Source organism: Pseudoalteromonas sp. PAR1, assembly GCF_947311895.1.
Taxonomy (GTDB): Bacteria; Pseudomonadota; Gammaproteobacteria; order Enterobacterales; family Alteromonadaceae; genus Pseudoalteromonas; species Pseudoalteromonas lipolytica_C.
Window position 1 is genome coordinate 51,833 of sequence record NZ_CAMZMY010000006.1, and the last position, 23,332, is coordinate 75,164.

Below are 23,332 nucleotides of genomic sequence, written 5' to 3' on the forward strand. Positions count from 1 at the left end.
GGACGATGGCTTTAGCAAGGAAGCGGCAAATCTGTTTGTCGAATACTAAGTATTATCACTGTGTATCCCGTTGTGTTAGACGCGCCTTTCTATGCGGAGAAGATGCCCTCACAGGTAAATCATATGAACACCGCCGAGGATGGGTCGAAGAGCGCCTGCTTGTTCTCGCAAAGGTATTTTGTATTGATGTGTGTGCTTATGCCGTAATGAGTAATCATACTCATGTAGTGCTTTATGTTGATGATAAAAAAGCAAATAGGTTATCTGATAAGGCTATTCTTTTACGCTGGTATAAGCTCAGTAAAATGACGCCTTTAGGTCAAAAATTTCTTCATGGTGAGCCGTTAAGTGACGGCCAACAAGTCTTCTTAAGTAGAGAGGTTGCAGAATACAGAGCGCGCCTTTCGAGCATTAGTTGGTTTATACGAATGCTTAATGAGTATATTGCCAGACGTGCAAATAAAGAAGATGAGTGTACAGGGCACTTTTGGGAAGGGCGTTTTAAGAGCCAAGCATTACTTGATGAATCAGCGCTTTTAGCATGTATGGCCTATGTTGATTTAAACCCCGTTCGTGCAAAAGCTGCGAGCACCCCAGAGCAATCTGATTATACTAGTATTAAAAAACGATGCCAAAGCGTGAAGGAATCAAAGCAGCCTAAGCTACTTGCTCGTTTTGTTGGTGGAATGAACAAGTATAAATCAAAGGGAATACCTTTTGAGTTAAAGTCATACCTGTTGCTTGTGGAGCAAACTGGGCGTTGTATTGGTACGGATAAGCCCGGATATATAAAACATCATTTACCTTCTATCCTTAAAAGGCTGAATTTCGAACCGGAAAACTGGTTAACGTTAACAACTCAGTTTGAAAACTTATTTCATGGAGCTGCAGGTCGAGTAGCTGCTGTTGAAAATTATTGCAGTAAAACTGCTCGTAAGCGACGAAGTAACCTAGCAAATTGTAAGCTATTACTTGCTAGCTAATTTTTAATTTCAATAATTTGTAACTTTTTGCAAATTCTTGCAGCTAACTTGTGCTTTCCATTTTTATAAACCTAAGTCTTTCATCATGACTTTTATTAGTGAAATAAGCTAATAGGGTAGGTTAGCTACGAAACAAGTACTCTAGGTTAAAAAGCCCAAAGTATTTGAAGATTCAGCAGGCACTTTAAGAGTGCCTGTCTTTTTTAAAGTGTGCTTATTCTAAATTAATTAATTCAGTGCCTAAAACTGCGTACTTATTTATACCGTTAGCTTGTAACAAAAAAGCAGCAGGGGCATGGAGCGATGGTATTGATGTAAATACACTTTTGCAGGCATAAACAGGCCATTTTGATGAGTTTTCTAGTGTACCAATATCGCCAGAGAAACAACTATAGCCTTGTTTTAAAAGCTCTTTGTAATTACTTTTTGTTAGCGTTAACGATTTATTTAAGACAAAGCCTTTTCCTGCTTTAAAGCTTAGGCTGCTTGCATCTAAACTTGTGTAACCTTGGCGGATACTACTTATATCACCCAATTCTTTAATTATGGGTGACTGTCCTTTGTTATTGACTGCAATATCTATCTGGTAATTACCTAGTTCACTCTTTACTGTTACATCGTCTATTAGTAAGTCTACCCAATTGTCTTTAGCATTAAATGGAATAGCGTGGTACTGGGTTATTTTAGCGGTTATCCACTCTCCCGAAGTTATTGAATCAATAGCCTTTTTATATAAAACACGGTTAACCTTACGTGCTATTTGGCGATTTGGATCGTTTGGGTAAGCGCCTGATTCAATTAATATAGTTCGGATACCTTTTTCTGAAAAAGTATCTCCAAAACTGCGATAAGAGTAACTGTCGTTGTACTTGCCTAAGTGCCCTGGGATCATTGTTTCAACCGATTTGGCTAAATGGGCAATAAACTGCATAGCCTCTCCACGACTTTTATTTACTTCTCTTGCTTCATTATAGGCGGGTGCTAGCACTGAAATAGTGGCTTGTTTACCCATTTTACCTGCACCGTAATATGCATTTTGATCATGTAAATTAAAGCCAAAGTCAGGTTTAAATTCATTTGCAACAGCCATGAGTATTTGCCCCTCTTTTGTGCGAAGAGCTTTAGCATCACGATTTAAATCAATACCTTGAGCATTATGACGAGTTTGCATTGCAGCGCCATCTGGATTAACCATGGGAATGATGAGAAGGGTTATTTTCTGCTGCCAGCTAGTAAGCCACTTTGCATTTTCATCGGCAGTTATAAAGCTTAAAAAGTCCATTAGCGCGGCAGTTGCTGTGTTTTCGTCGCCGTGCATTTGGCTCCACATCATCACTTTGATTGGGCCGTTGCCGATTTTAAGAGAATTAAGTGCCTGTCCTTGGAATGAGGTGCCGATTTGTTTTAGTGTAACGCTTGGGTGCTTTGCTGCGCTTTTTAAGTAAGGTTCTATATCGGCGTAGTAAATAGCAGGTTTGTTCAAGCCGCTCGCTACGGTGTCTTCAATCGTATTTGCGAGTGTACTGGTACTTAATGTTAAAAGGGTTGCGGCGAGTGCATGTTGACGCATAATTATCTCTTTTATTCTTTGTTTTGATGATTTGTAGAATATTATATTTAAACTGGTTTGGCTAATCCTTGTTCAGTATTAAAGCTTTGATTGCTACTGAGTAAGTGTGTTTTTAATCCTTGTTTATATGCCATTTTCTTTTTATTCATTGCTTTTTGCTATATAAAATACACTTTTAATTTTAACTACTTAGCTTTGATAAAGTGCTTTTTTTACAGCTCATTAGCAATTAGCTAAACAACACTTAACCTTGTGCTGTTAATTTCTACTTGTACCGTCTGTTGACTTTGTTATACTCCACATCGAAATTTCAGTAATTACTGAAACTTTATTGATGAAGATCATGTTACCGCATTTAAAAATAGGGTAAGCCGCTTACCCAAAATGCAGTAAAAGCGATAAAAAGGCGTGAGTTTTGCGAGCAATTAGTCAGTCACAAGGTGTCAAACAGTCTAGCTTAGCTAGATTGCAATTGGCTGCGCGTGCGTTTTTTGCTGGTAAAGAGCTAATGTCAGTTTTAGCCTTGTTGCTGATTAATTCAGCCATGCTAATCAACGGCACAGTCGAAGATGCTCAAGGGCTAAGAAGCTTATTAAGCGAAGGTGCTTTATACGAAACACCGTTGCTTAATGTGTTGAGTTTTTTAGCTTACCCTGTGGTATCTTGCCAATTACTTATTGGTTTATGCTGGTTGGTCTTCCATTTCTTCCCTGCGCGTCGTGCAGGTGTCATTTTACGTAAAGCGGCCTTCGCTGCGCGTGAAACGATAAAGTCTTTAGTAGTACACAGCGCTCATGGCTGTCGTGCTCCTCCTCGTGTAAGTGGTTGTCTGTAAATAAGCTTTGTTGCTTAAGTTCAGCCATTTTAGTCGTTTTCTAAGTTGTCTTTACTAAGCACCTAGTGGGTTTTTTACGCCCAAATTTCAGTCAGCCAACCTAAACTCCCTCACTTTTTAGCGTGCCGATTTGTCGTGCTCGTTAGTCAGCCGAGGGATATCTGTAGCATCTGTTGCAGAAAAGCGTCGTGTTCTTATTTCGACAAGTGTTAACTTTTAGGTTGTAGGATATTCCTTTGTCAATTCGAAACCTTTGTAATATTGCTCTAGCGTCTTTAGTGCTGGCCTTGTCTGGCTGTAAAGGCGGGGTACTCGATCCAAAAGGTCAAATTGGTGTCGACGAGAAGTATTTAATTATCGTAGCTACGGTGTTAATGCTGATCGTTGTAATTCCAGTTATTGCCATGACAATTTATTTTGCATGGAAATACCGTGATGGACGAGATCAAGAAATTTACGCTCCAAAGTGGGCGCATTCTAATAAGATTGAAGCTGTAGTTTGGACCATACCTATCATTATCGTTGCAATTTTAGGTGTGATCACATGGCAGTCAACGCAACAACTTGACCCATATAAACCACTTGAGGGTAAAGGTAAGCACCTTACTGTTGAGGTTGTATCTTTGAACTGGAAATGGTTATTCATTTATCCAGAGCAAGGCATCGCCACAGTGAATGAGCTTGTTTTTCCTGCCAATGTGCCAGTGCAGTACAAGATCACCTCAGAAAGCACCATGAACTCGTTTTTTATTCCACAGCTTGGTAGCCAAATTTATTCAATGGCAGGCATGGAAACAAAGCTTCACTTAATCGCTGATGAGCCAGGTACCTTCAAAGGTTTCTCTGCTAACTACAGTGGTGCAGGTTTCACAGGAATGAAGTTCGATGCCATTGCAACAGCAACTGAAGCTGATTTTGATGCTTGGGTAAACAAAGTAAAAAATACCGGCTCTGCACTGACTAAGCAAAGCTATGTTGAACTTGCAAAACCAAGTGAATACGACCCAGTTAAATACTATGCCAGCGTAGATAAAGATATGTTCCATTCAATCGTAATGAAATATATGCAAGCGCATGGCTCTCACGGTGCAATGCAACACGCTATGCCAGAGCACTCTGCTCATAAAAAGCACAGCGAGGACGAGGAATAATCATGTCGTTGTTAGGTAAATTAACATTAGACGCAATCCCGTTTCATGAACCAATTATCATGGTTACCATGACGGTTGTTGCTGTCTTAGGTCTGTTAGTGGCAGGCTTAGTAACAAAATATAAAAAGTGGGGCGTGATTTGGCACGACTGGATCACCTCAATTGACCATAAGCGTTTAGGTGTGATGTACATCATTCTTGCGCTTATCATGCTTTTCCGTGGTTTCGCGGATGCCATTATGATGCGACTGCAATTAGCAATGGCTACCGGCGGTGCAAGTGGTTACTTACCACCAGAACACTATGACCAAATCTTTACGGCGCACGGGGTGATCATGATCATCTTTATGGCGATGCCGTTTATGATTGGTTTAATGAACATCATTTTACCGCTGCAAATTGGTGCCCGTGATGTTGCATTCCCATTCTTAAATAACCTTAGCTTTTGGTTAACTGCTGGCGGTGCAATCCTAATCAATATCTCATTATTCTTCGGTGAGTTTGCTAAAACAGGTTGGGTTGCGTATCCACCGTTGTCAGAGTTGTCATTCAGTCCGGGTGTTGGGGTCGACTATTATATATGGGCCTTGCAGATATCCGGCTTGGGTACCTTATTAACATCAGTAAACTTCTTAGCGACTGTATTTAAAATGCGTGCACCAGGCATGACATTAATGAAAATGCCTATTTTTACTTGGGCATGTACGTGGGCAAATATCTTAATTGCAGCATCGTTCCCAATTTTAACTGCTGTACTGGCAATGCTGACGCTTGATCGTTATCTCGATTTCCACTTCTTCACGAATGAATTAGGTGGTAATGCGATGATGTATATCAACTTATTCTGGGCATGGGGTCACCCTGAAGTTTACATTCTGATCTTACCTGCGTTTGGTATTTTCTCAGAAGTTATCTCAACGTTTGCTGGTAAACGCCTGTTTGGTTATAAGTCGATGGTTTACGCAAGTGGTGCAATTTCAATTTTAGGTTTCATCGTTTGGCTTCACCACTTCTTTACGATGGGCTCAAGCGCTAACGTTAATGCCTTCTTTGGTGTTATGACCATGGTTATCGCGGTACCGACCGGGGTTAAGTTGTTTAACTGGTTATTCACTATGTATCGTGGTCGTTTACGTATTACTGTGCCTGTCCTTTGGACTTTAGGTTTCATGGTGACGTTCACTATCGGTGGTATGACGGGTGTGTTGCTTGCGATTCCAGGTGCTGACTACGTATTACATAACAGCTTATTCTTAATCGCTCACTTCCATAACACCATCATTGGTGGTGCGGTATTTGGTTATTTAGCTGGTTTTGCGTTTTGGTTCCCTAAAGCAATGGGCTTCAAACTTGACGAGAGCTGGGGCAGAAGATCTTTCTGGTGTTGGTTAATTGGTTTCTTCGTGGCATTTATGCCGTTATACGTACTTGGTTTCTTAGGTATGACACGTCGCTTAAACCACACTAACAACCCTGATTGGAACATTTGGTTATACATTGCAGCTGGCGGTGCGGTAATCATTATGTTCGGTATTTTGTTCCAAGTTGTGCAACTTGTAGTGAGCTTCAAGAACCGCGAGCAACTTGATGATACAACAGGTGATCCGTGGAATGGTCATACTCTTGAGTGGGCATCTGCTTCACCTCCGCAATACTACAACTTTGCGAAAATCCCACATGTTGATGACATCGATGCGTGGACAGACATGAAAGAAAAAGGCTTAGCTTACAAGCAAGAAGCTTCTTATAGCCCGATTCATATGCCAAAAAATACATCGGCAGGTGTATTAATGAGCGCAGCTTTAACAACCTTCTGTTTTGCCATGATCTGGCACATTTGGTGGCTTGCGGCCTTTGGTTTACTGGGTGCTATCGTGGTGTTCATTAAACGTTGTTACACCAGCGATGTTGATTACTACGTCCAACCAGATGAAATTGTTGAACTAGAAACGGCTCACAATACAGCCGCTACGAAGGAGGTGAATGCATGAGTAGCATTTCTGCAGGACTCGACACCTTAAACGGCGCACAAGGTCATGTTGATGCACATGACCATGAGCACCACGATACAGGTGGTAACACCGTATTTGGTTTCTGGCTTTACCTTATGACTGACTGCCTGTTGTTTGCATCATTCTTTGCAACCTATGCAGTATTGTTCATGAATACTGCTGGCGGTGTGTCGGGTAAAGACATTTTTGAACTTGATTTTGTTGCGGTTGAAACGGCAGCACTACTACTCAGTAGTATCACTTTTGGTTTCGCGATGATCTCTGCTCACGGGCAGAAAAAGGCGGCTACGTTAACTTGGTTGCTGGTTACTTTTGCCTTTGGTGCAGTGTTTATTGGTATGGAAGTGTACGAATTCCATCACCTAATTGCGCACGGTAATGGCCCTCAGCAAAGTGCCTTTTTAACATCGTTCTTCTCTTTAGTGGGCTTACATGGTCTTCACGTTACAGCTGGTCTTATTTGGATGACTGTCCTGATGATTGAAGTTGTGCGCCGTGGTTTAAACCCACAAACAGTGACACGCCTAAGTTGTTTAAGCCTATTCTGGCACTTCTTAGATGTGGTGTGGATCTGTGTATTTACCGTTGTTTATTTAATGGGAGCAATGTAATGAGTCACAGTGAATCACATGTAATTAATAACTTAGAAGTTCATGCACATAATGAGCAATCACATGGCAGCGTTAAAGACTATTTAATTGGTTTTGTATTGTCAGTGGTTTTAACGGCTATTCCATTTTGGGCTGTGATGGGTGGTTCGTTTTCTAAAACGACCACTGCATGGTGCATCGTGAGCATGGCGATTGTGCAAATTTGGGTGCATTTGAAATATTTCTTACACCTAAACTTCAAAACAGAAGACGGCAAGGCAAGTTCATTGTCGTTTATCTTTAGTGCTTTAATTATCGTGATGGTGGTTGGTTTGTCGGTGTGGATCATCTACGAATCGAACGCCATGATGATGTACTAATAACAGTTACTTTGTAATTGGTAAAAAGATTTACGAAAGGAGCTGGTTAGTTTGAGGTTGTGTCTCCAGTTCTTACAGTCTGTTACTAGCTAGTTTCTTTCGTAATATTGCGTTTGTGCTGAAAATTAGAGGAGTCGAGGAAGTGTTTCGACGTTATTTAAATGTCACTAAACCTGGCATTATCATGGGCAATTTGATCTCTGTCGCGGGGGGATTCTTGCTAGCCTCTCGCGGTGATATTGACCCATGGTTAATGATCGCAACCTTGCTAGGGTTATCTTTAGTAGTGGCATCAGGATGCGCGATCAATAACGTGATTGATCGTGATATTGATGTTGCCATGGCGCGCACTCGCAAACGCGTCACAGTAACTGGCGAAATGTCAGCAAAGGCGGCTATGGCACATGGCATCGTGCTTGGTGTTATTGGTTTCGGTTTATTAGCTGTGTATACCAACGTAGTGGCACTCTTATTTGCTACTTTTGGTTACGTCATTTACGTCGGTGTGTACAGCTTATATATGAAACGTCGTTCTGTGTACGGCACCTTTGTCGGAAGTTTATCTGGCGCAGTACCACCTGTAGTAGGGTATTGTGCCGTAACTGGGCAGTTTGATGCTGGTGCTGTGATTTTATTGGTCATGTTTAGTTTATGGCAAATGCCTCATTCATATGCAATTGCAATCTTTCGTTATAACGACTACCAAGCGGCCAGAATTCCTGTGTTACCAGTAGCGCAGGGGATCGAGAAGGCAAAGCATCACATTGTTTTATATATCGCCGTGTATGCGTTGGTTGTGATGTTATTAACCATTAGTGGTTATACAGGTTTAGCCTTTATGGCTGTAGCTTGTACAACGAGTTTTTGGTGGTTGCTAATGGCGCTTCGTGGCTATCGTCGCAATATTGATGTTAGCGGCTGGGCGCGCCAAGTGTTTGCTTTTTCAATTGTAAATATCACGGTTTTGAGCATTGCTATGGCTTTAGATTACCATTCGGTAGCTCCACAGCTACTTGTTTTAACTTAGAAGAAAGTTGCTAACATATCCCAATGTTACAGTAGCAAAGGCCCGGTTTTTTCTCCCCGGGCCTTTTTTCATTGCTGATATTAAAAACGAGCAGCTTGCTCAACTACTATGCCATGACGAGCCGCTAAACGACGATGGTCTTTATCATAGCCACCACCAATTACGGTTGCGACAGGTACATTGTGCTCAAGGCAACGCTTGAGGACTAAATGGTCCCGTTGCGCTATCCCTTGCCAGCTTATATCAAGTTTTCCTAAGCCATCTTGCTGCCACACATCAACACCTGCATCATAAAGCACTAAATCTGGGTTAAGGGTGTTTAATAAATAACTCAGAGTATCGTCAACAACGCCTAGGTATTCACTATCAGCGACATTGGGTGCTAAACCAATATCTAAATCGCTGGCCGATTTTCGAAACGGAAAATTCTTTTCACAGTGAATCGAACAGGTATAAGCATAAGGTTGATGTGCGAGCATTGCTGCGGTGCCATCACCTTGATGAACGTCTAAGTCAAAAATAAGTATATTGGTCACTTCACCACTTTTTATCAGGGTTTCACTGGTGAACGCTAGGTCGTTTACCATGCAATAACCTGAGCCAAAATCAGTATGCGCATGATGAGTGCCACCGGCTAAGTGACAAGCGATGCCATGTTTCAGCGCTAAGCGTGCTGTTTGTAAGGTGCCAAGTGGGGCGGTAAAGGTACGTGCCATTAACTCTTTTGACCAAGGTAAGCCTATGCGGCGCATCGCTTTTTCATCTAAACGATTATGCCAAAGGTCGTGGATGTAGTTTTCACAATGTACTAACTCAAGGGGCTCAGGCGTGCCAAGCATCGGCTGAGTTAGGTTGTCATTTATTAATCCAAGGTTTTGCACATGCTCATATAAATAAGCAAACTTACTCATTACAAAGCGGTGGTTTGGATCGAAGCTAAACGAATAATTAGGATGATAAACCAAAGGTAAATGGGGATTTAACTGCATAGCTCATTGGATAGCTGAATTTGCTACAGCATAGCGAATTTCTGAGCAGATGTTTACTCTGGAGCGTGAATTAAATGCGCTAGTTCTCGATGCAATAGAGCTTCATCACCTAGGTTTAGCTCAATTAGTCGCTTAAGGTGGCTAATACTATCTATATCAATATGTTCGCAGCGAAGCCCAGCATGCTGATGTTCAACATGACACAGTTCAACTTGCATTTTTATCTCAATACTTGATTCGGGTAGGGTGAAAATTAAATCGGCTTTAGAATGGATAGGTATTAAAAATGAATCACTTTTAGTGATAAGTGCACCTTGTAATGATAAATCGAGTAACTGACAGTGATAGTCGTTACCTTCTATATGAAGGACAGCCGGGCAAGAAAATAGCACCCTAGAAAACTCTCTGCGTTCATTCATGTCTCTATTCTCCATACTTTTTAGCCTAAACAGTATAGTTCAATATGAAATGAATGAGAGAAAACAGCTGATAATTACTGATGAAAGTTAATAGTTATAGAAAAGCCCCTAAACTGGGGCTTTTATAATATCAGCTAATTAGCCAATTTTTTTGTATTTGATACGCTTAGGTTGTGCCGCTTCGGCGCCTAAGGTTTTCTTCAACCACTCTTCGTATTCTGTGTAGTTACCATCGAAGAAGTTAATTTGGCCTTCGTCACGGTAATCAAGAATATGTGTAGCAATACGGTCAAGGAACCAACGGTCATGCGAGATACACATTACACAGCCAGGGAACTCTAAAATAGCGTTCTCAAGTGCACGTAGTGTTTCAACGTCTAGGTCATTGGTTGGCTCATCCAGAAGTAATACGTTACCACCAGCTTTTAACAGCTTAGCTAGGTGTAAACGGTTGCGCTCACCACCTGATAGGTCTTTAACGAATTTTTGTTGGTCGTTACCTTTGAAGTTAAAGCGGCCAACATAGGCACGGCTTGGGAATTCAAAGTTACCAATTTTCAATACGTCTTGGCCGTTTGAGATTTCTTGGAAAACAGTGTTGCTCTCGTCCATGTTGCCACGGAACTGATCAACAGTTGCAAGCTCTACTGTTTCACCAACAATGATCTCACCGCTATCAGGCTTTTCTTCACCGCTTAGCATTTTGAAAAGCGTTGATTTACCTGCACCATTGGCACCGATAATACCTACGATAGCGCCTTTAGGCATTGCAAAGTTTAAGTCATCAATTAATACGCGGTCGCCAAAGCTCTTCTTCAGGCCTTTCACTTCGATAACTTGGTCACCTAAGCGTGGACCCGGTGGAATGAATAGCTCATTCGTTTCGTTACGCTTTTGGTAATCATTTTGTTGAAGCTCTGAGAACTGTGCCATACGTGCTTTAGACTTAGCTTGACGGCCTTTCGGGTTTGAACGAACCCATTCAAGTTCTTGTGCGATTGATTTTTGACGTGCTTTTTCAGATTTCTGTTCTTGTTGTAAACGTAAATCTTTTTGCTCAAGCCACGATGAGTAGTTACCTTCCCAAGGAATACCTTCACCACGGTCAAGCTCTAAAATCCAACCTGCTACGTTATCTAAGAAGTAACGGTCGTGGGTTACAGCAACCACAGTACCTTCGTAGTCGTGTAAGAAGCGTTCTAACCAAGCAACTGACTCAGCGTCTAAGTGGTTGGTTGGTTCGTCAAGAATAAGCATATCTGGTTTTTCAAGTAGTAAACGACAGATCGCAACTCGGCGACGCTCACCACCCGAAAGGTGTTCAATTTTTGCATCCCAAGGTGGTAGGCGTAATGCATCAGCTGCACGCTCTAACACGTTATCAATATTGTGACCATCGTGTGCTTGGATGATAGCTTCTAATTCGCCTTGCTCTTTAGCAAGCGCATCGAAGTCAGCACCGTCCATTGCATACTCGTTGTATACTTCATCTAGACGATTTAATGCATTTTTAACTTCGCTTACCGCTTCTTCTACTGTTTCGCGAACTGTTTTGTTCTCGTCTAGCTGCGGTTCTTGCGGTAAGTAACCGATTTTAGTGCCTGGTTGAGGGCGAGCTTCACCTTCAAAGTCTTGGTCAACACCGGCCATAATGCGCAGTAACGTCGATTTACCTGCACCGTTTAGACCTAGCACACCAATTTTTGCGCCTGGGAAAAAGTGTAAAGAAATATCTTTTAAGATAGTGCGCTTAGGTGGCACAACCTTAGATACTCGACTCATCGAGAATATAAACTTGTCTGGTAACACCATGAAAGAAGCCTTCAATTTATAATAAAAATTAACAGCAAGTATTGTATACCCAAACTACCTCAAAATACAGAATTCAGCGTTTATGATAGGCTTAATATCAAGGTGTTATTTACTCAAAGAGTCGTACATTTTAATTAATGACCACTCAGAAATATCACTTCATTTGGACATCTAAACATCTAGAGGTTGAAATTTCTAACTATCCGTTCATAATTAGCACTCTAATATGTATGCTCGGAGCCCGCTATGCCCATTACAGTAAAAGATGAATTGCCAGCTATTGCAAAGTTACGTCAGGAAAACGTGTTTGTAATGCCAAAAAGCCGTGCGAAAACGCAAGAGATTCGCCCAATGCGTTTGGCCATCTTAAACTTAATGCCAAACAAAGTAGAAACCGAGGTGCAGTTTATTCGCTTACTAGCTAACTCACCGCTGCAAGTTAATGTTGAGCTGTTGCGCTTAGATACCCACCGCAGCAGTAGTAACTCTGAGCAGCACTTAGATACGTTTTATCGTTATTTTTCTGAGGTAAAAGACAATAACTACGATGCTATGATCATCACAGGTGCGCCGCTTGCACATTTAGAGTATGACGATGTTGTCTATTGGGATGAACTTAAAGTGATTTTAGACTGGGCTGAGCTGCATGTTACCTCTACGCTGTTTTCGTGTTGGGCGGCCCATGCGGGGCTTTATCACCACTATGGTCTTAAGCGTGAACTTAAACCAAATAAGTTAAGTGGTGTATTTACCCACAAAAGCTATTTTGACCACGCAGCACTCACCCGTGGCTTTGATGATACCTTTTTAGTGCCACACTCTCGCTATGGTCATATTGATATTGATAAGATAACTGCCTGTGATGATTTGGTGGTGTTAGCTGGTTCTGAGCGAGTTGGTGCCTATTTAATTAAGAATAAGTCTGGCAGCCAAGTGTATATTACAGGTCATCCAGAGTACGATGCGCATACCTTAAAAGAAGAGTACCTGCGTGATAGCGAGAAGTCTGCAGACGCACCTAAACCAGAAAATTATTTCCCAGATGATAACCCTGATAACGAACCATCGAAAACATGGCAAAGTCATGCCTTTTTATTGTTTTCTAATTGGTTAAACTATTATGTGTACCAAACTACACCGTATGATATTAACTTAGTTAGCCAAGACGTAAGGACTAACAACTATGCCGAGTAATGCAGTGAATAAACGCGAACAATTGACCGAGGCGCTGAAACAGCGAATTTTAATCCTCGATGGCGCGATGGGCACCATGATCCAAGAACATAAATTAGAAGAGCAAGACTATCGCGGTGAGCGCTTTAAAGACTGGCATGTACTTATTAAAGGCAATAATGACTTATTAAGCCTGACTCAGCCAAAGATCATTGCTGATATTCACCGTGCTTACTTAGAAGCCGGTGCCGATATCATCGAAACCAATACCTTTAATGCCACGACTATTTCGATGGAAGATTATGATATGGCGAGTCTTAGTCGCGAAATCAACCTCGAATCAGCGAAACTTGCGCGCGGCGTATGTGATGAGTTTGAAGCAAAAGATCCAAGTAAACCGCGTTATGTAGCGGGGGTGCTTGGGCCAACGTCAAAAACCTGCTCTATTTCACCAGATGTAAATGACCCAGGTTATCGCAATATCAATTTTGATAAGCTGGTGGCTGCGTATGTTGAGTCGACACTGGCACTGATGGAAGGTGGCGCAGACCTTATTTTGATTGAAACCATCTTTGATACGCTTAATGCAAAAGCCGCTTCGTTTGCCGTAGAAGAAGCTTTCGAGCAAGCTGGTCGTAGTTTGCCTGTGATGATCTCAGGCACCATTACCGATGCCTCTGGTCGTACTTTATCAGGACAAACCACCGAAGCATTTTATAACTCTATTCGCCATATTAAACCGCTCTCAATTGGCCTCAACTGCGCCCTTGGCCCAGACTTACTGCGCCAGTATGTTGAAGAGCTATCGCGCGTTTGTGAAACCTTTACCTCGGTGCATCCAAATGCAGGTTTACCGAATGAGTTTGGTGAATATGATTTAGAAGCCCCTGAAATGGCTAAAGAAATTATCGATTGGGGCAAATCTGGCTTTATTAATATTGTAGGTGGTTGTTGTGGCACCACACCGGCTCATATTAAGGCGTTTGCGAAAGGCCTGAGTGGTGTTAAGCCTCGCCAACTGCCAGAGCTTGAAGTGCGTATGCGCTTATCGGGCCTTGAAGCGTGCAACTTAAACTAGGAAACCGACATGACTGACCAAATTGCTGTATTTACTAACGTCGGTGAGCGTACCAATGTAACTGGCTCGGCTAAGTTTAAGCGCTTGATCATGGAAGAAGATTACGAGACCGCTCTCGATGTTGCCCGTGAACAAGTAGAAAATGGCGCGCAAGTGATTGATATCAACATGGATGAAGCCATGTTGGACTCAAAAGCGGCGATGGTAAAATTTTTAAACTTAATTGCCTCAGAGCCTGATATCTCAAAAGTACCTATCATGGTCGACTCATCGAAATGGGATGTGATTGAAGCTGGCTTAAAGTGTATTCAAGGCAAAGCCATTGTTAACTCAATTTCACTTAAAGAAGGTGAAGAGCCATTCATCCGCCAAGCTAAGCTAATTAAGCGCTTTGGCGCTGCTGCGGTTGTTATGGCGTTTGATGAAAAAGGACAAGCCGAAACTGCTGATCGTAAGTTCGAGATTTGTCAGCGTAGCTACAAAATACTCGTTGATGATATTGGCTTTCCACCAGAAGACATTATTTTTGACCCGAACATTTTTGCTGTCGCAACGGGCATTGAAGAGCACGATAACTACGCTGTTGAGTTTATCGAAGGTACACGTCGAATCAAGCAAGGCTTACCGCATTGTAAAGTGTCGGGTGGTGTATCGAATGTGTCGTTCTCGTTCCGCGGCAACAACCCAGTGCGTGAAGCTATTCACTCAGTGTTTTTATACCACGCGATTAAAGCGGGTATGGATATGGGCATTGTAAATGCTGGTCAATTAGCGGTTTACGACGATATCCCCGAAGAGCTGCGAAAAGCTGTAGAAGATGTGATCCTCAATACCGACCCAGGTGCTGGTGAGCGACTTGTTGAACTTGCACCAAAATACTCAGGTATGGCGCAAGCAGAGAAAGTAGAAGATTTAGAGTGGCGTACTTGGCCTGTTGAAAAGCGCCTTGAACATGCGCTAGTAAAAGGCATTACCGAGTATATTGACGAAGATACTGAAGAGTGCCGTAAGAGCAAAGCTAAGCCTATCGAAGTGATTGAAGGCCCGCTGATGGACGGCATGAACGTAGTAGGCGACTTATTCGGTGCAGGTAAAATGTTCTTACCTCAGGTTGTTAAATCTGCTCGTGTAATGAAACGCGCCGTTGCCTATCTTGATCCTTTCATTGAAGCAGAAAAAGAAGAGGGCGCAACCAATGGTAAAGTGGTTATGGCAACCGTTAAGGGCGACGTACACGACATTGGTAAAAATATCGTAGGCGTGGTACTGCAATGTAATAACTACGAGGTTATCGACCTTGGTGTGATGGTGCCTGCAGAGAAAATTTTGCAAACCGCCATTGACGAAAAAGCCGACATTATTGGTTTATCAGGGCTTATTACCCCATCCCTTGATGAAATGGTGCATGTTGCCAAAGAAATGACCCGTCGTGGTTTTGAATTACCGCTACTGATTGGTGGTGCAACAACCTCTAAAGCGCATACCGCGGTTAAAATTGAACCTCAGTATGATAAAGGTGTGGTTTACGTAAATAACGCCAGCCGTGCTGTGGGTGTGGTTTCTAATTTACTGTCTAAAGAGTTAAAGCCAGCATTTTTAGAGAAAACCAAGACTGAGTATGAAAAAGTACGTGAACAACAAGCACGTAAAAAGCCGCGCTCAAAACCCGTTACTTTACAGCGTGCTCGCGACAACGCTGTAAAACTTGATTGGGACAACTACACACCACCTGTGCCGAAAAAGCTAGGTGTCACAGAGTTTAAAGATGTTTCGATTGCGACGTTAAGACAGTACATCGACTGGACACCTTATTTCATGACGTGGTCAATTGCAGGTAAGTACCCACGTATTCTTGAAGATGAAATAGTCGGCGAACAAGCAAAAAGCTTATTTGCTGATGCCAATGCAATGCTTGATGAACTTGAGCAATCAGGTGCGCTACAACCTCTTGGTGTAATTGGTTTATTCCCAGCAAACCGAGTAGGGGATGACATTGAGATTTACACTGATGAGTCGCGTACAACGCTTTTAACTACATCGTGTCATTTACGTCAGCAAACTGAAAAAAACGACTTTGCTAACTACTGCTTAGCCGATTATATCGCGCCAAAAGGCACCCCAGATTACTTTGGTGCTTTTGCGGTAACTGGTGGTCTTGAAGAGGATGACCTTGCCGATGCCTTCGATGCTAAGCAAGATGATTACAATAAGATCATGGTTAAAGCCGTTGCTGACCGTTTAGCAGAAGCGTTTGCTGAATATTTGCATGAACAAGTGCGTAAAGAATATTGGGGCTATGCGGTAGATGAAAATCTATCGAATGATGAACTTATTCGTGAAAACTACCAAGGTATTCGCCCAGCGCCAGGTTATCCTGCTTGTCCTGAGCATACCGAGAAGAAGAAAATCTGGCAGTTACTTGATACCGAACAGCGTATTGGCATGAAACTAACCAGCTCATACGCAATGTGGCCGGGTGCTGCAGTTTCTGGTTGGTATTTCTCTCACCCTGAAGCGAAATACTACGCAGTGGCGCAAATTCAAAAAGATCAGGTTGAAGATTACGCTAAGCGTACCAACATGACACTTGCTGAAGCTGAGCGTTGGTTGTCGCCTAATTTGGGCTATGAGCCAGAATAATAACCTTTAGTTTAAATTAAAAACGAGCCTCAAATGGCTCGTTTTTTTATGTCCATTTTTTTCATACTTTTTTCTTTTTAATTGCTTTAGTACTGGCAAATTCCTTCTAATTTAAATATTTGTGTTAAAGTTATTGAGGTTGAGCAAGGAATCTAAGGTGAAATTGTGATTGATACTGTGAATGCAAGCGAGAGAGATAAAGCGCGATTCTTACGCGTATTTGCATTTATTGGTGCAGTGACCTCTTTGTTGATGTCGGTCACAAGTTATCAAGATGGCTACATCGCATTAAGTTATTTATTAATTGTTGGCGTTGTTATTTTTGCTTTGCCTTTTTTAATAAAGGGGCGTGATCAATTTATTTCAGTACTCATGCTGTACGCACTTTATGCAATGATGTGCTTCTTAACTGTCTCGGGTGGCAGTAATGGCACAGGGCCGTTATGGCTATTTATTGTATCCCCAGTAACATTTTTTATTCGTGGCTTAAAGCGCGGAGCGTTCGATCTTATCCTGCTTGCCATTATTATCTCAGTGCTTTTCTATTTTACCGATCAATTTGGTTATTACAGTTATTCAAGTCATTACTTTCCAACGCGGGTCATGCTGTGCTTCTCTATTTTATGTATTTTGGGTGGCTTCTACGAATATTACCGCAACAAATACAGTTTAGAGTTAATGAAGCAACTTAAAATTAATCAAAAGCTTGCTCGCTATGATGCAATGACTGAACTTGTAAATCGTCGCTTTGCAACTGAGTGCTTACAAGATAAACGCTTTGGCGAAGGGGCAGTGTTCTTGCTGATGGATGTTGATAACTTTAAACAAATCAACGACACCTATGGTCATCAAGTAGGCGATGAGGTGCTAATATTTTTCGCTGATGTATTTAATAAAGTGTGCACAGAAGAAGATGTCATTTCCCGTTGGGGCGGCGAAGAGTTTTTAATTGTTATTCCTGCGGGGAATGAACAACGGGCCTACCAAGTTGCAGACAACATTCATAAAAAGCTCGCTGAAAAGCCATTCACTAGCGGTCAGCATCGTTTTCATGTCACCTTAAGTATTGGCTTATACCAACGCGTGCCAGATGAGAGTGTTGATCATTGCTTAAACATTGCTGATAAGCGACTTTACCGTGCTAAATCGCAAGGTAAAAATCAAACGGTTGCTGAAGCTGATTTAGCAAAGCACGAGCCTGCTTGATAAATAAAGCCGCAATTAGCGGCTTTATTTATTGCTCAAATTAATGGCTTTTTTCAAAGTCGCTGACTTCACGCTCAGCTTCTTCTTTCGATTTACCGTATTTTTGCTGGATTTTACCAACAAGCTCTTTACGGCTACCCTCAATCACATCTAAATCACCATCAGTAAGTTCGCCCCATTTACGTTGCGCTTTACCTTTAAGTTCTTTCCAATTACCTTCTAAACGATCGCTGTTCATCATAATCTCCTTACTTTGTTAAACATTCGTGTTAGTAAAAGCAATCGTTATGCCACTCCAACCTTATAAGTAACTAATTGATATTGTTAATTTTTAATTTTTTGTGTTATGTGGTGGAGTTATCTAATTGCAATTTGTACCTGTTTAAAGGTTGAAGCGTGTAATTATTTCATGCAATTTAAGGCTACTCATCCCTGCCTGTAATTTTTTGATACAATGCGCGAAAAGAAAGTAAGAGATACCTAACGTGCTGCCAGTTGAAGATATTTATCAATCCCTGTTAACAACATTACAGAGTAACCCTATGGCCTTATTGCAAGCGCCACCGGGAGCGGGTAAATCAACATGGCTACCTCTTACCTTAATGCGCGAAGGGCACTTTAAACGCATTGTTATGTTAGAGCCAAGACGACTCGCCGCACGCAATATTGCTCAGTACTTGGCAAGTCAGCAAAATGAAAAAGTTGGCGACAGTGTCGGCTTACGTATTCGTGGCGAATCAAAAGTTAGTTCTACAACTAAACTCGAAATTGTCACTGAAGGCATGCTGACGCGTATGTTGCAAAATGACCCAGAGCTTAGTGATGTAGACTTACTTATTTTTGATGAGTTTCACGAGCGCTCAATTGCCGCAGATACGGCTTTGGCATTTGCCCTCGAAACACAGGCGGCACTTCGCGATGATTTAAAAATCTTACTGATGTCGGCAACCTTAGACGGCGATCGTTACAGTGAGTTTTTTAGCTGTCCTATCATCTCATCACAAGGGCGAAGCTACCCCATTGATGAAGTTTACATTCCACTTAAAGACGAAAGCCGCTGGCTCGATGACATACCTGCAGTTATAAAACAGGCGCTTAGTGAGCAAACGGGCAGTGCTTTAGTATTCTTACCAGGGCAGCGTGAAATCATTCGGGTTCAGCAGTCTCTAAACGATTTAGGTGATAATGTTGAGATATTTAGCTTGTATGGTGAGCAAAATAAAAATGAGCAACAAGCTGCTATTGCGCCTGCTAAAAATGGCAAACGTAAAGTGGTATTAACCACCAATGTGGCTGAAACCAGTTTGACCATTGAAGGAATACGCATTGTGGTTGATAGCGGTAAACGTCGTGCTGCCAGTTTTAATTTAAAAACGGGTGTGACAGAGCTTGTTACGCAAAGTATCTCTCGTTCTTCAGCCATACAGCGCGCTGGTCGTGCTGGGCGCATTGAGCCGGGGGTTGTGTATCGGTTAGGCTCTAAGCAAACCTTTGAGCGCCGCAACAGCCATGATGCGCCAGAAATTCTGACCAGTGATATTAGTCAGTTGTTATTAGAGGCAAAGCAGTGGGGGGCATCACTTGCTGAGCTTAGCTTGCTCGATCCACCAAGTAGCCAGCAGGTTAAACAGGCAACGGCACTTTTGAAAATGCTCGAAGCCATTGATGAAAATGAAAAGCTTACTTCGCTTGGCAGCCAAATGCTGAGCTATGGAGCCGATATTCGCCTCTCGCATATGCTCATTAAGGCAAAGCAACTAGAGCAGCGCATGCCTGGTATTTATGTATTAGCGGGGTATTTAACGGCACTGCTTGAAAGCCGAATTAGTATGCCAGCTGATCTTAATTTGGCATTGCATAGCCAGCACAGCAAACCTCACCCAGTATTTAAGCAGCAATTAAATTATTGGCTATCACGCTTGCAACTCAAGCCGGTTAATGAGCTTAAAACAGAGTACTTGTCGCTGCTGGTGGCGCTTGCTTTTCCTGACCGCCTAGCCAAAAAGCGCGGGAATGGTTATTTACTTGCCAACGGTGCGGGCGCCGACTTAAGCGAGGAGTTTTGGCATAACGATGATTATATTGCCATTGCGCATATGGGCGGCCACAAGGGAAACCGTGTTTTTGCTGCTGTTGCCTTTATGCCAAGTGAGCTTGAAGATGAGCTTTCGCATTTATTTACTGAGCAAACTCGCTGCGAATACGATGAAAAAGCAGGGCGATTTGTCCATCAAGATGAGCTTAAGCTCGGTGCTATCACCATAGCGAGTCAGCCAAGTAAACACCCCCTAGATAAGAGCGAGCGCACTAAAGCGTGGTTAAATTTATTTAGTAAGCAGGGCTTTTCGCTATTTAATGATCAGCCTGACAGTGAGCAGTTACTTATTCGAATGATCTTGGCAAGTAAGCTGTTACCAGAATCATTCCCACTTTTAAATCATGATGAATTAATTGCCGATAACCAATGGCTTGCACCTTATTTGGATGATATTAAAAACCTTGAGCAATTAAAAAAGTTCAATTACAACGAAGCGATCAAAAGCTGTTTTGATTGGCAGCAGCAAAGCCTATTGAATGAACACCTGCCCTTACGATTAACTGTGCCAAGTGGTTCAAATGTAAAAGTGACCTATCAGCTCGATGGCCCAGCAAAGCTCAGTGTGCGCATGCAAGAAGTGTATGGCATGACCAGCACGCCTTTGCTGGCTCAAGGTAAACTGCCATTATTAATGGAGCTATTATCACCAGCGCGGCGACCGCTGCAGCTAACCCAAGACTTAGCTAACTTTTGGCAAACGAGTTACCGCGATGTGCAAAAAGAAATGAAAGGGCGTTATCCAAAACATTTTTGGCCAGACGACCCCGCAACTAGTCAAGCGACTAATAAAGTAAAAAGTAAGATGTGATTTTAATGAAGTAAGTGATTAAGTTTGCAGTACTTTGGGTTGGTCTTAAGCGATTGCTTCCAGCCCTTTTTGCTCTGCCAGAGTGAGCATTTTCAATGCTGCTCCTCTTGGTGAGCTATCACCTTGCTCCCATTTTTTAACTAACTTGTCACTGACATTTAAGTATTGAGCAAAGACCGGTTGAGAGAGGTTGTACTTCAGTCTTAAATTACGAACTTGTTCGGGGGTAAATTCATGAACATTTGTAAGGCACAATGCGTCAAATTTACGCATAGTCGTTTTGTCTATAACTCCAGACTTTTTTAATCCACTCGCTGTTTTGTGAACTGACTTTAATATGTTACTCATGATCATCACCTACAATTAAAAGTTCGCCATCATCGACTAGTTGCTCAAGTTCACTTTGGGAAAAACGAATAAACTCTTTTGCTAACTCTTTTAATGCTAACTTTTCTCTAGCATTTATATTAGCCCTAACGTTTTTAGCAAACGCGTAAAGAAAGAAATATTTATCACCAATTACAGCCCCGACAATAGTTCTATAACCAGCTCTTTTTCCTTTACTGCCCATGGCTACGCGCTTTTTATAGACATTACCACCTAGGTCTGCATCGTAAAGGCCTGCTGACATCTCTCTGCAAGCGTTTATTAAATCAGCATCAGACAGGCTTTCTTTTTTCGTGCGCGAAACAAAATCCTTTGTTTTATAAATCATAGTATACTCCGTTAGGGTACACTTTCAATGTTTCACTCAGTAGCCAATCAATGATAATGAGGTTTTCATTGGTGTCCCTCTAATGTTGATAGCAGAAGTAATGGGTGATTACCAGCTATCTATCTGCGCAAAACCAATACGAATAAAATAAACCGTTACAATTTCAAGCCTTGTTTTGGTTTCTCTTTTGTTGGTTGTTTAGTAGTCTGAATTAGTCATTAGTAAAAAAAGAGAAAGTCGGTGTCTGCAGCTATTACCCTTGCTCAATACGTTAAAAAACGCACAGGCGTGCCCCTTGGTCATAAAGATTCGCTGCGCAATATGCTGACACGTTCTCTAGGTGCTAGCTCGTTTTATCTATTTTGGCGATATTGGAATCCGGTGTGGAGCTATTATCTATCTCGTTATGTGATGAAGCCTTGCAATGACATTATGCCGGTTTGGTGTGCTGTTGTTGTGACCTTTGCTGTAAGCGGTGCGCTGCACGATTTAGCAGTCAGTTTAGTGAAGTTAAAGCCAATATTCTTTTTTACTCCTTGGTTTACTGTGATGGGCGTGTTGGTATTAGTAAGCAAGTACAGCCAAATACAGTTTAGCTCTGCTCCATGGTGGTTAAGAGCGCTCGCCAACATCAGCTTTATTGTATTGAGCTATTGGTTGACGAGCCACCTTTTTTAGTGCGTTATTGCGTTGCTAAGGGGTAGTCAGTGTAGCCTTTAGCACCGCCTCCAAATAGGGTATCTGGATCATGCTGAGCCAGTTCAATGCCTTGTTCAATGCGCGCTGGCAGATCTGGGTTGGCAACAAACGGGCGACCAAAACCAATTAAATCAGCCCAGCCTGCGGCTAATGCTTGCTCTGCTTTATCGCCAGTGTATTTGCCCGCATAAATCATTAATCCAGCATAGTTTTCACGTAGCGCTTGCTTAAAACTTTGCTCCATTAAAGGCGCATCATCCCAATCAGCTTCAGCAATGTGCAAATAAGCAACGTTGAGTTCATTGAGTACTTTTGCTGCGCCAATATAGGTTTCGAACGGGTTATCATCGACCGTACCATTAAGGGTTGTGAGTGGAGCAAGGCGTACGCCAACACGCTCAGCGCCAATTTCATCACATACCGCTTGTGTCACTTGTTGTAAAAAGCGTAAGCGGTTTTCTAAACTGCCGCCGTATTCATCGGTGCGTTGGTTCGACTCTGAATCAATAAATTGATTAATTAAGTAACCATTAGCAGCGTGAAGTTCAATACCATCAAACCCTGCATCAACTGCATTACGGGCAGCTTGTCGGTATTCGTTTATAACCTGTTTGATATCGTCATGGCTCATTGCGCGTGGCTGAGCTGTGGCAACAAAGTCGGGTTTGTTATCTTCATCAATAAAAACTTTAACGTCTTTAGCTGCAATAGCTGATGGCGCAATTGGTTGCTCGCCACCTGTGTTACTTGGGTGAGATACGCGGCCAACATGCCAAAGCTGAGCAAACATAATGCCACCAGCTTGATGAACTTTGTCGGTTACTTTTTTCCAGCCAGCAATTTGCTCGGCAGTGTAAATACCTGGTGTCCAAGCATAGCCCTTACCTAGGGCTGATATTTGTGTGCCTTCGCTAATGATTAAGCCGGCGCTGGCTCGTTGTGCATAGTAGTCGGCCATTAACTCATTGGCGATATCTCCCGGTTGTGATGAGCGAGAGCGAGTCATTGGTGGCATAACAATGCGGTTTTTTAATGTATGACCGGCAAGTTGTACGGTTTCGAATAATTTGTTCATTACGGCTCCTTGAAAGCGAATATGCTTTCAGCATAACGAAAATTATTTATGAAATTAATGCCAGTAATCACA

General features: G+C 42.2%; 21 protein-coding genes. 13 read left to right on the forward strand and 8 right to left on the reverse strand.

The genetic code is table 11. The features are described 5' to 3' along the window. Positions 1-5: 5 nt before the first annotated feature. Positions 6-983 carry a transposase gene (locus QL229_RS06535; protein ID WP_281546612.1) on the forward strand — a complete coding sequence of 326 codons (978 nt, stop codon included), beginning with the start codon at positions 6-8 and terminating at the stop codon, positions 981-983. 214 nt (positions 984-1,197) lie between these two features. On the opposite strand, the gene QL229_RS06540 is transcribed toward QL229_RS06535, so the two are convergent. Then, complete coding sequence (locus tag QL229_RS06540) at positions 1,198-2,553, reverse strand: M14 family zinc carboxypeptidase (protein ID WP_281546613.1); 1,356 nt, start codon at positions 2,551-2,553, stop codon at positions 1,198-1,200. A 415-nt stretch (positions 2,554-2,968) separates the two neighbouring features. Between QL229_RS06540 and QL229_RS06545 the strand changes: the two genes are divergently transcribed. The 6 genes from QL229_RS06545 to cyoE all read left to right on the forward strand — a co-directional run bounded on the left by QL229_RS06545 (position 2,969) and on the right by cyoE (position 8,548). After that, complete coding sequence (locus QL229_RS06545; RefSeq protein WP_135923745.1) at positions 2,969-3,388, forward strand: hypothetical protein; 420 nt, start codon at positions 2,969-2,971, stop codon at positions 3,386-3,388. Between the two features lie 236 nt (positions 3,389-3,624). Further along, positions 3,625-4,539, forward strand: a complete 915-nt coding sequence (cyoA, locus tag QL229_RS06550; protein ID WP_054562298.1) for a ubiquinol oxidase subunit II — start codon at positions 3,625-3,627, stop codon at positions 4,537-4,539. Positions 4,540-4,541: 2 nt separating this feature from the next. After that, entirely contained in the window at positions 4,542-6,530 is a 1,989-nt protein-coding gene (cyoB, locus tag QL229_RS06555) for a cytochrome o ubiquinol oxidase subunit I (RefSeq protein ID WP_054554289.1), read from the forward strand. After that, on the forward strand, positions 6,527-7,162 hold the full coding sequence (cyoC, locus tag QL229_RS06560; protein WP_281546614.1) for a cytochrome o ubiquinol oxidase subunit III: 636 nt from the start codon (positions 6,527-6,529) through the stop codon (positions 7,160-7,162). Before cyoB ends, cyoC begins: the two co-directional genes overlap by 4 nt. After that, the gene (gene cyoD, locus QL229_RS06565; protein ID WP_199527262.1) at positions 7,162-7,521 is read left to right on the forward strand and encodes a cytochrome o ubiquinol oxidase subunit IV; all 360 of its coding nucleotides are present in this window, start codon (positions 7,162-7,164) and stop codon (positions 7,519-7,521) included. The genes cyoC and cyoD overlap by 1 nt, the downstream gene beginning before the upstream one ends. A 142-nt stretch (positions 7,522-7,663) precedes the next feature. Next, positions 7,664-8,548 (forward strand): heme o synthase, encoded by an 885-nt coding sequence (gene cyoE, locus QL229_RS06570; RefSeq protein WP_054554292.1) that lies wholly within the window; start codon positions 7,664-7,666, stop codon positions 8,546-8,548. 80 nt (positions 8,549-8,628) lie between these two features. On the opposite strand, the gene QL229_RS06575 is transcribed toward cyoE, so the two are convergent. From QL229_RS06575 to ettA, 3 genes are all read right to left on the reverse strand, one after another. Beyond that, positions 8,629-9,537 carry a histone deacetylase gene (locus QL229_RS06575; protein ID WP_235403574.1) on the reverse strand — a complete coding sequence of 303 codons (909 nt, stop codon included), beginning with the start codon at positions 9,535-9,537 and terminating at the stop codon, positions 8,629-8,631. A gap of 53 nt (positions 9,538-9,590) precedes the next feature. Then, the gene (locus QL229_RS06580; RefSeq protein WP_135923750.1) at positions 9,591-9,956 is read right to left on the reverse strand and encodes a PilZ domain-containing protein; all 366 of its coding nucleotides are present in this window, start codon (positions 9,954-9,956) and stop codon (positions 9,591-9,593) included. Between the two features lie 138 nt (positions 9,957-10,094). Next, complete coding sequence (gene ettA, locus QL229_RS06585) at positions 10,095-11,768, reverse strand: energy-dependent translational throttle protein EttA (protein WP_135923751.1); 1,674 nt, start codon at positions 11,766-11,768, stop codon at positions 10,095-10,097. A gap of 246 nt (positions 11,769-12,014) precedes the next feature. On the opposite strand from ettA, the gene metA reads away from it, so the two are divergent. From metA to QL229_RS06605, 4 genes are all read left to right on the forward strand, one after another. Next, on the forward strand, positions 12,015-12,962 hold the full coding sequence (gene metA / locus QL229_RS06590) for a homoserine O-succinyltransferase (protein ID WP_199527260.1): 948 nt from the start codon (positions 12,015-12,017) through the stop codon (positions 12,960-12,962). Beyond that, positions 12,952-14,019, forward strand: a complete 1,068-nt coding sequence (locus QL229_RS06595) for a homocysteine S-methyltransferase family protein (RefSeq protein WP_138557290.1) — start codon at positions 12,952-12,954, stop codon at positions 14,017-14,019. Before metA ends, QL229_RS06595 begins: the two co-directional genes overlap by 11 nt. A 9-nt stretch (positions 14,020-14,028) precedes the next feature. After that, entirely contained in the window at positions 14,029-16,659 is a 2,631-nt protein-coding gene (metH, locus tag QL229_RS06600) for a methionine synthase (protein WP_138557291.1), read from the forward strand. 165 nt (positions 16,660-16,824) lie between these two features. Continuing rightward, positions 16,825-17,865 (forward strand): GGDEF domain-containing protein, encoded by a 1,041-nt coding sequence (locus QL229_RS06605; RefSeq protein WP_281546615.1) that lies wholly within the window; start codon positions 16,825-16,827, stop codon positions 17,863-17,865. Between the two features lie 40 nt (positions 17,866-17,905). Here QL229_RS06605 and QL229_RS06610 read toward each other — a convergent pair whose 3' ends face one another. Next, entirely contained in the window at positions 17,906-18,103 is a 198-nt protein-coding gene (locus QL229_RS06610) for a CsbD family protein (protein ID WP_135926245.1), read from the reverse strand. Positions 18,104-18,350: 247 nt separating this feature from the next. Between QL229_RS06610 and hrpB the strand changes: the two genes are divergently transcribed. Further along, positions 18,351-20,771 (forward strand): ATP-dependent helicase HrpB, encoded by a 2,421-nt coding sequence (gene hrpB, locus QL229_RS06615; RefSeq protein ID WP_281546616.1) that lies wholly within the window; start codon positions 18,351-18,353, stop codon positions 20,769-20,771. A gap of 45 nt (positions 20,772-20,816) precedes the next feature. On the opposite strand, the gene QL229_RS06620 is transcribed toward hrpB, so the two are convergent. Then, positions 20,817-21,119 (reverse strand): DNA-binding transcriptional regulator, encoded by a 303-nt coding sequence (locus QL229_RS06620; RefSeq protein WP_281546617.1) that lies wholly within the window; start codon positions 21,117-21,119, stop codon positions 20,817-20,819. Further along, a complete protein-coding gene (locus tag QL229_RS06625; protein WP_281546618.1) occupies positions 21,112-21,486 on the reverse strand; it encodes a type II toxin-antitoxin system RelE/ParE family toxin in 375 nt (124 codons plus the stop codon). Before QL229_RS06625 ends, QL229_RS06620 begins: the two co-directional genes overlap by 8 nt. A 240-nt stretch (positions 21,487-21,726) precedes the next feature. Between QL229_RS06625 and QL229_RS06630 the strand changes: the two genes are divergently transcribed. Next, positions 21,727-22,164, forward strand: a complete 438-nt coding sequence (locus QL229_RS06630) for an acyltransferase (protein WP_281546619.1) — start codon at positions 21,727-21,729, stop codon at positions 22,162-22,164. A gap of 4 nt (positions 22,165-22,168) precedes the next feature. On the opposite strand, the gene QL229_RS06635 is transcribed toward QL229_RS06630, so the two are convergent. Further along, positions 22,169-23,260: an alkene reductase gene (locus QL229_RS06635; protein WP_281546620.1), complete on the reverse strand. Its 1,092-nt coding sequence runs from the start codon at positions 23,258-23,260 to the stop codon at positions 22,169-22,171. Positions 23,261-23,332: the final 72 nt, after the last annotated feature.

What these genes read in the sequence shown, in the direction of transcription:
- QL229_RS06635 (WP_281546620.1), bottom strand. Translation starts at nt 23,260, where the DNA reads ATGAACAAATTATTCGAAACCGTACAACTTGCCGGTCATACATTAAAA.
- cyoC (WP_281546614.1), top strand. Translation starts at nt 6,527, where the DNA reads ATGAGTAGCATTTCTGCAGGACTCGACACCTTAAACGGCGCACAAGGT.
- QL229_RS06620 (WP_281546617.1), bottom strand. Translation starts at nt 21,119, where the DNA reads ATGAGTAACATATTAAAGTCAGTTCACAAAACAGCGAGTGGATTAAAA.
- metH (WP_138557291.1), top strand. Translation starts at nt 14,029, where the DNA reads ATGACTGACCAAATTGCTGTATTTACTAACGTCGGTGAGCGTACCAAT.
- QL229_RS06610 (WP_135926245.1), bottom strand. Translation starts at nt 18,103, where the DNA reads ATGAACAGCGATCGTTTAGAAGGTAATTGGAAAGAACTTAAAGGTAAA.
- QL229_RS06535 (WP_281546612.1), top strand. Translation starts at nt 6, where the DNA reads ATGGCTTTAGCAAGGAAGCGGCAAATCTGTTTGTCGAATACTAAGTAT.
- cyoD (WP_199527262.1), top strand. Translation starts at nt 7,162, where the DNA reads ATGAGTCACAGTGAATCACATGTAATTAATAACTTAGAAGTTCATGCA.
- metA (WP_199527260.1), top strand. Translation starts at nt 12,015, where the DNA reads ATGCCCATTACAGTAAAAGATGAATTGCCAGCTATTGCAAAGTTACGT.
- QL229_RS06575 (WP_235403574.1), bottom strand. Translation starts at nt 9,537, where the DNA reads ATGCAGTTAAATCCCCATTTACCTTTGGTTTATCATCCTAATTATTCG.
- QL229_RS06595 (WP_138557290.1), top strand. Translation starts at nt 12,952, where the DNA reads ATGCCGAGTAATGCAGTGAATAAACGCGAACAATTGACCGAGGCGCTG.
- QL229_RS06625 (WP_281546618.1), bottom strand. Translation starts at nt 21,486, where the DNA reads ATGATTTATAAAACAAAGGATTTTGTTTCGCGCACGAAAAAAGAAAGC.
- cyoB (WP_054554289.1), top strand. Translation starts at nt 4,542, where the DNA reads ATGTCGTTGTTAGGTAAATTAACATTAGACGCAATCCCGTTTCATGAA.
- QL229_RS06540 (WP_281546613.1), bottom strand. Translation starts at nt 2,553, where the DNA reads ATGCGTCAACATGCACTCGCCGCAACCCTTTTAACATTAAGTACCAGT.
- QL229_RS06580 (WP_135923750.1), bottom strand. Translation starts at nt 9,956, where the DNA reads ATGAATGAACGCAGAGAGTTTTCTAGGGTGCTATTTTCTTGCCCGGCT.
- ettA (WP_135923751.1), bottom strand. Translation starts at nt 11,768, where the DNA reads ATGGTGTTACCAGACAAGTTTATATTCTCGATGAGTCGAGTATCTAAG.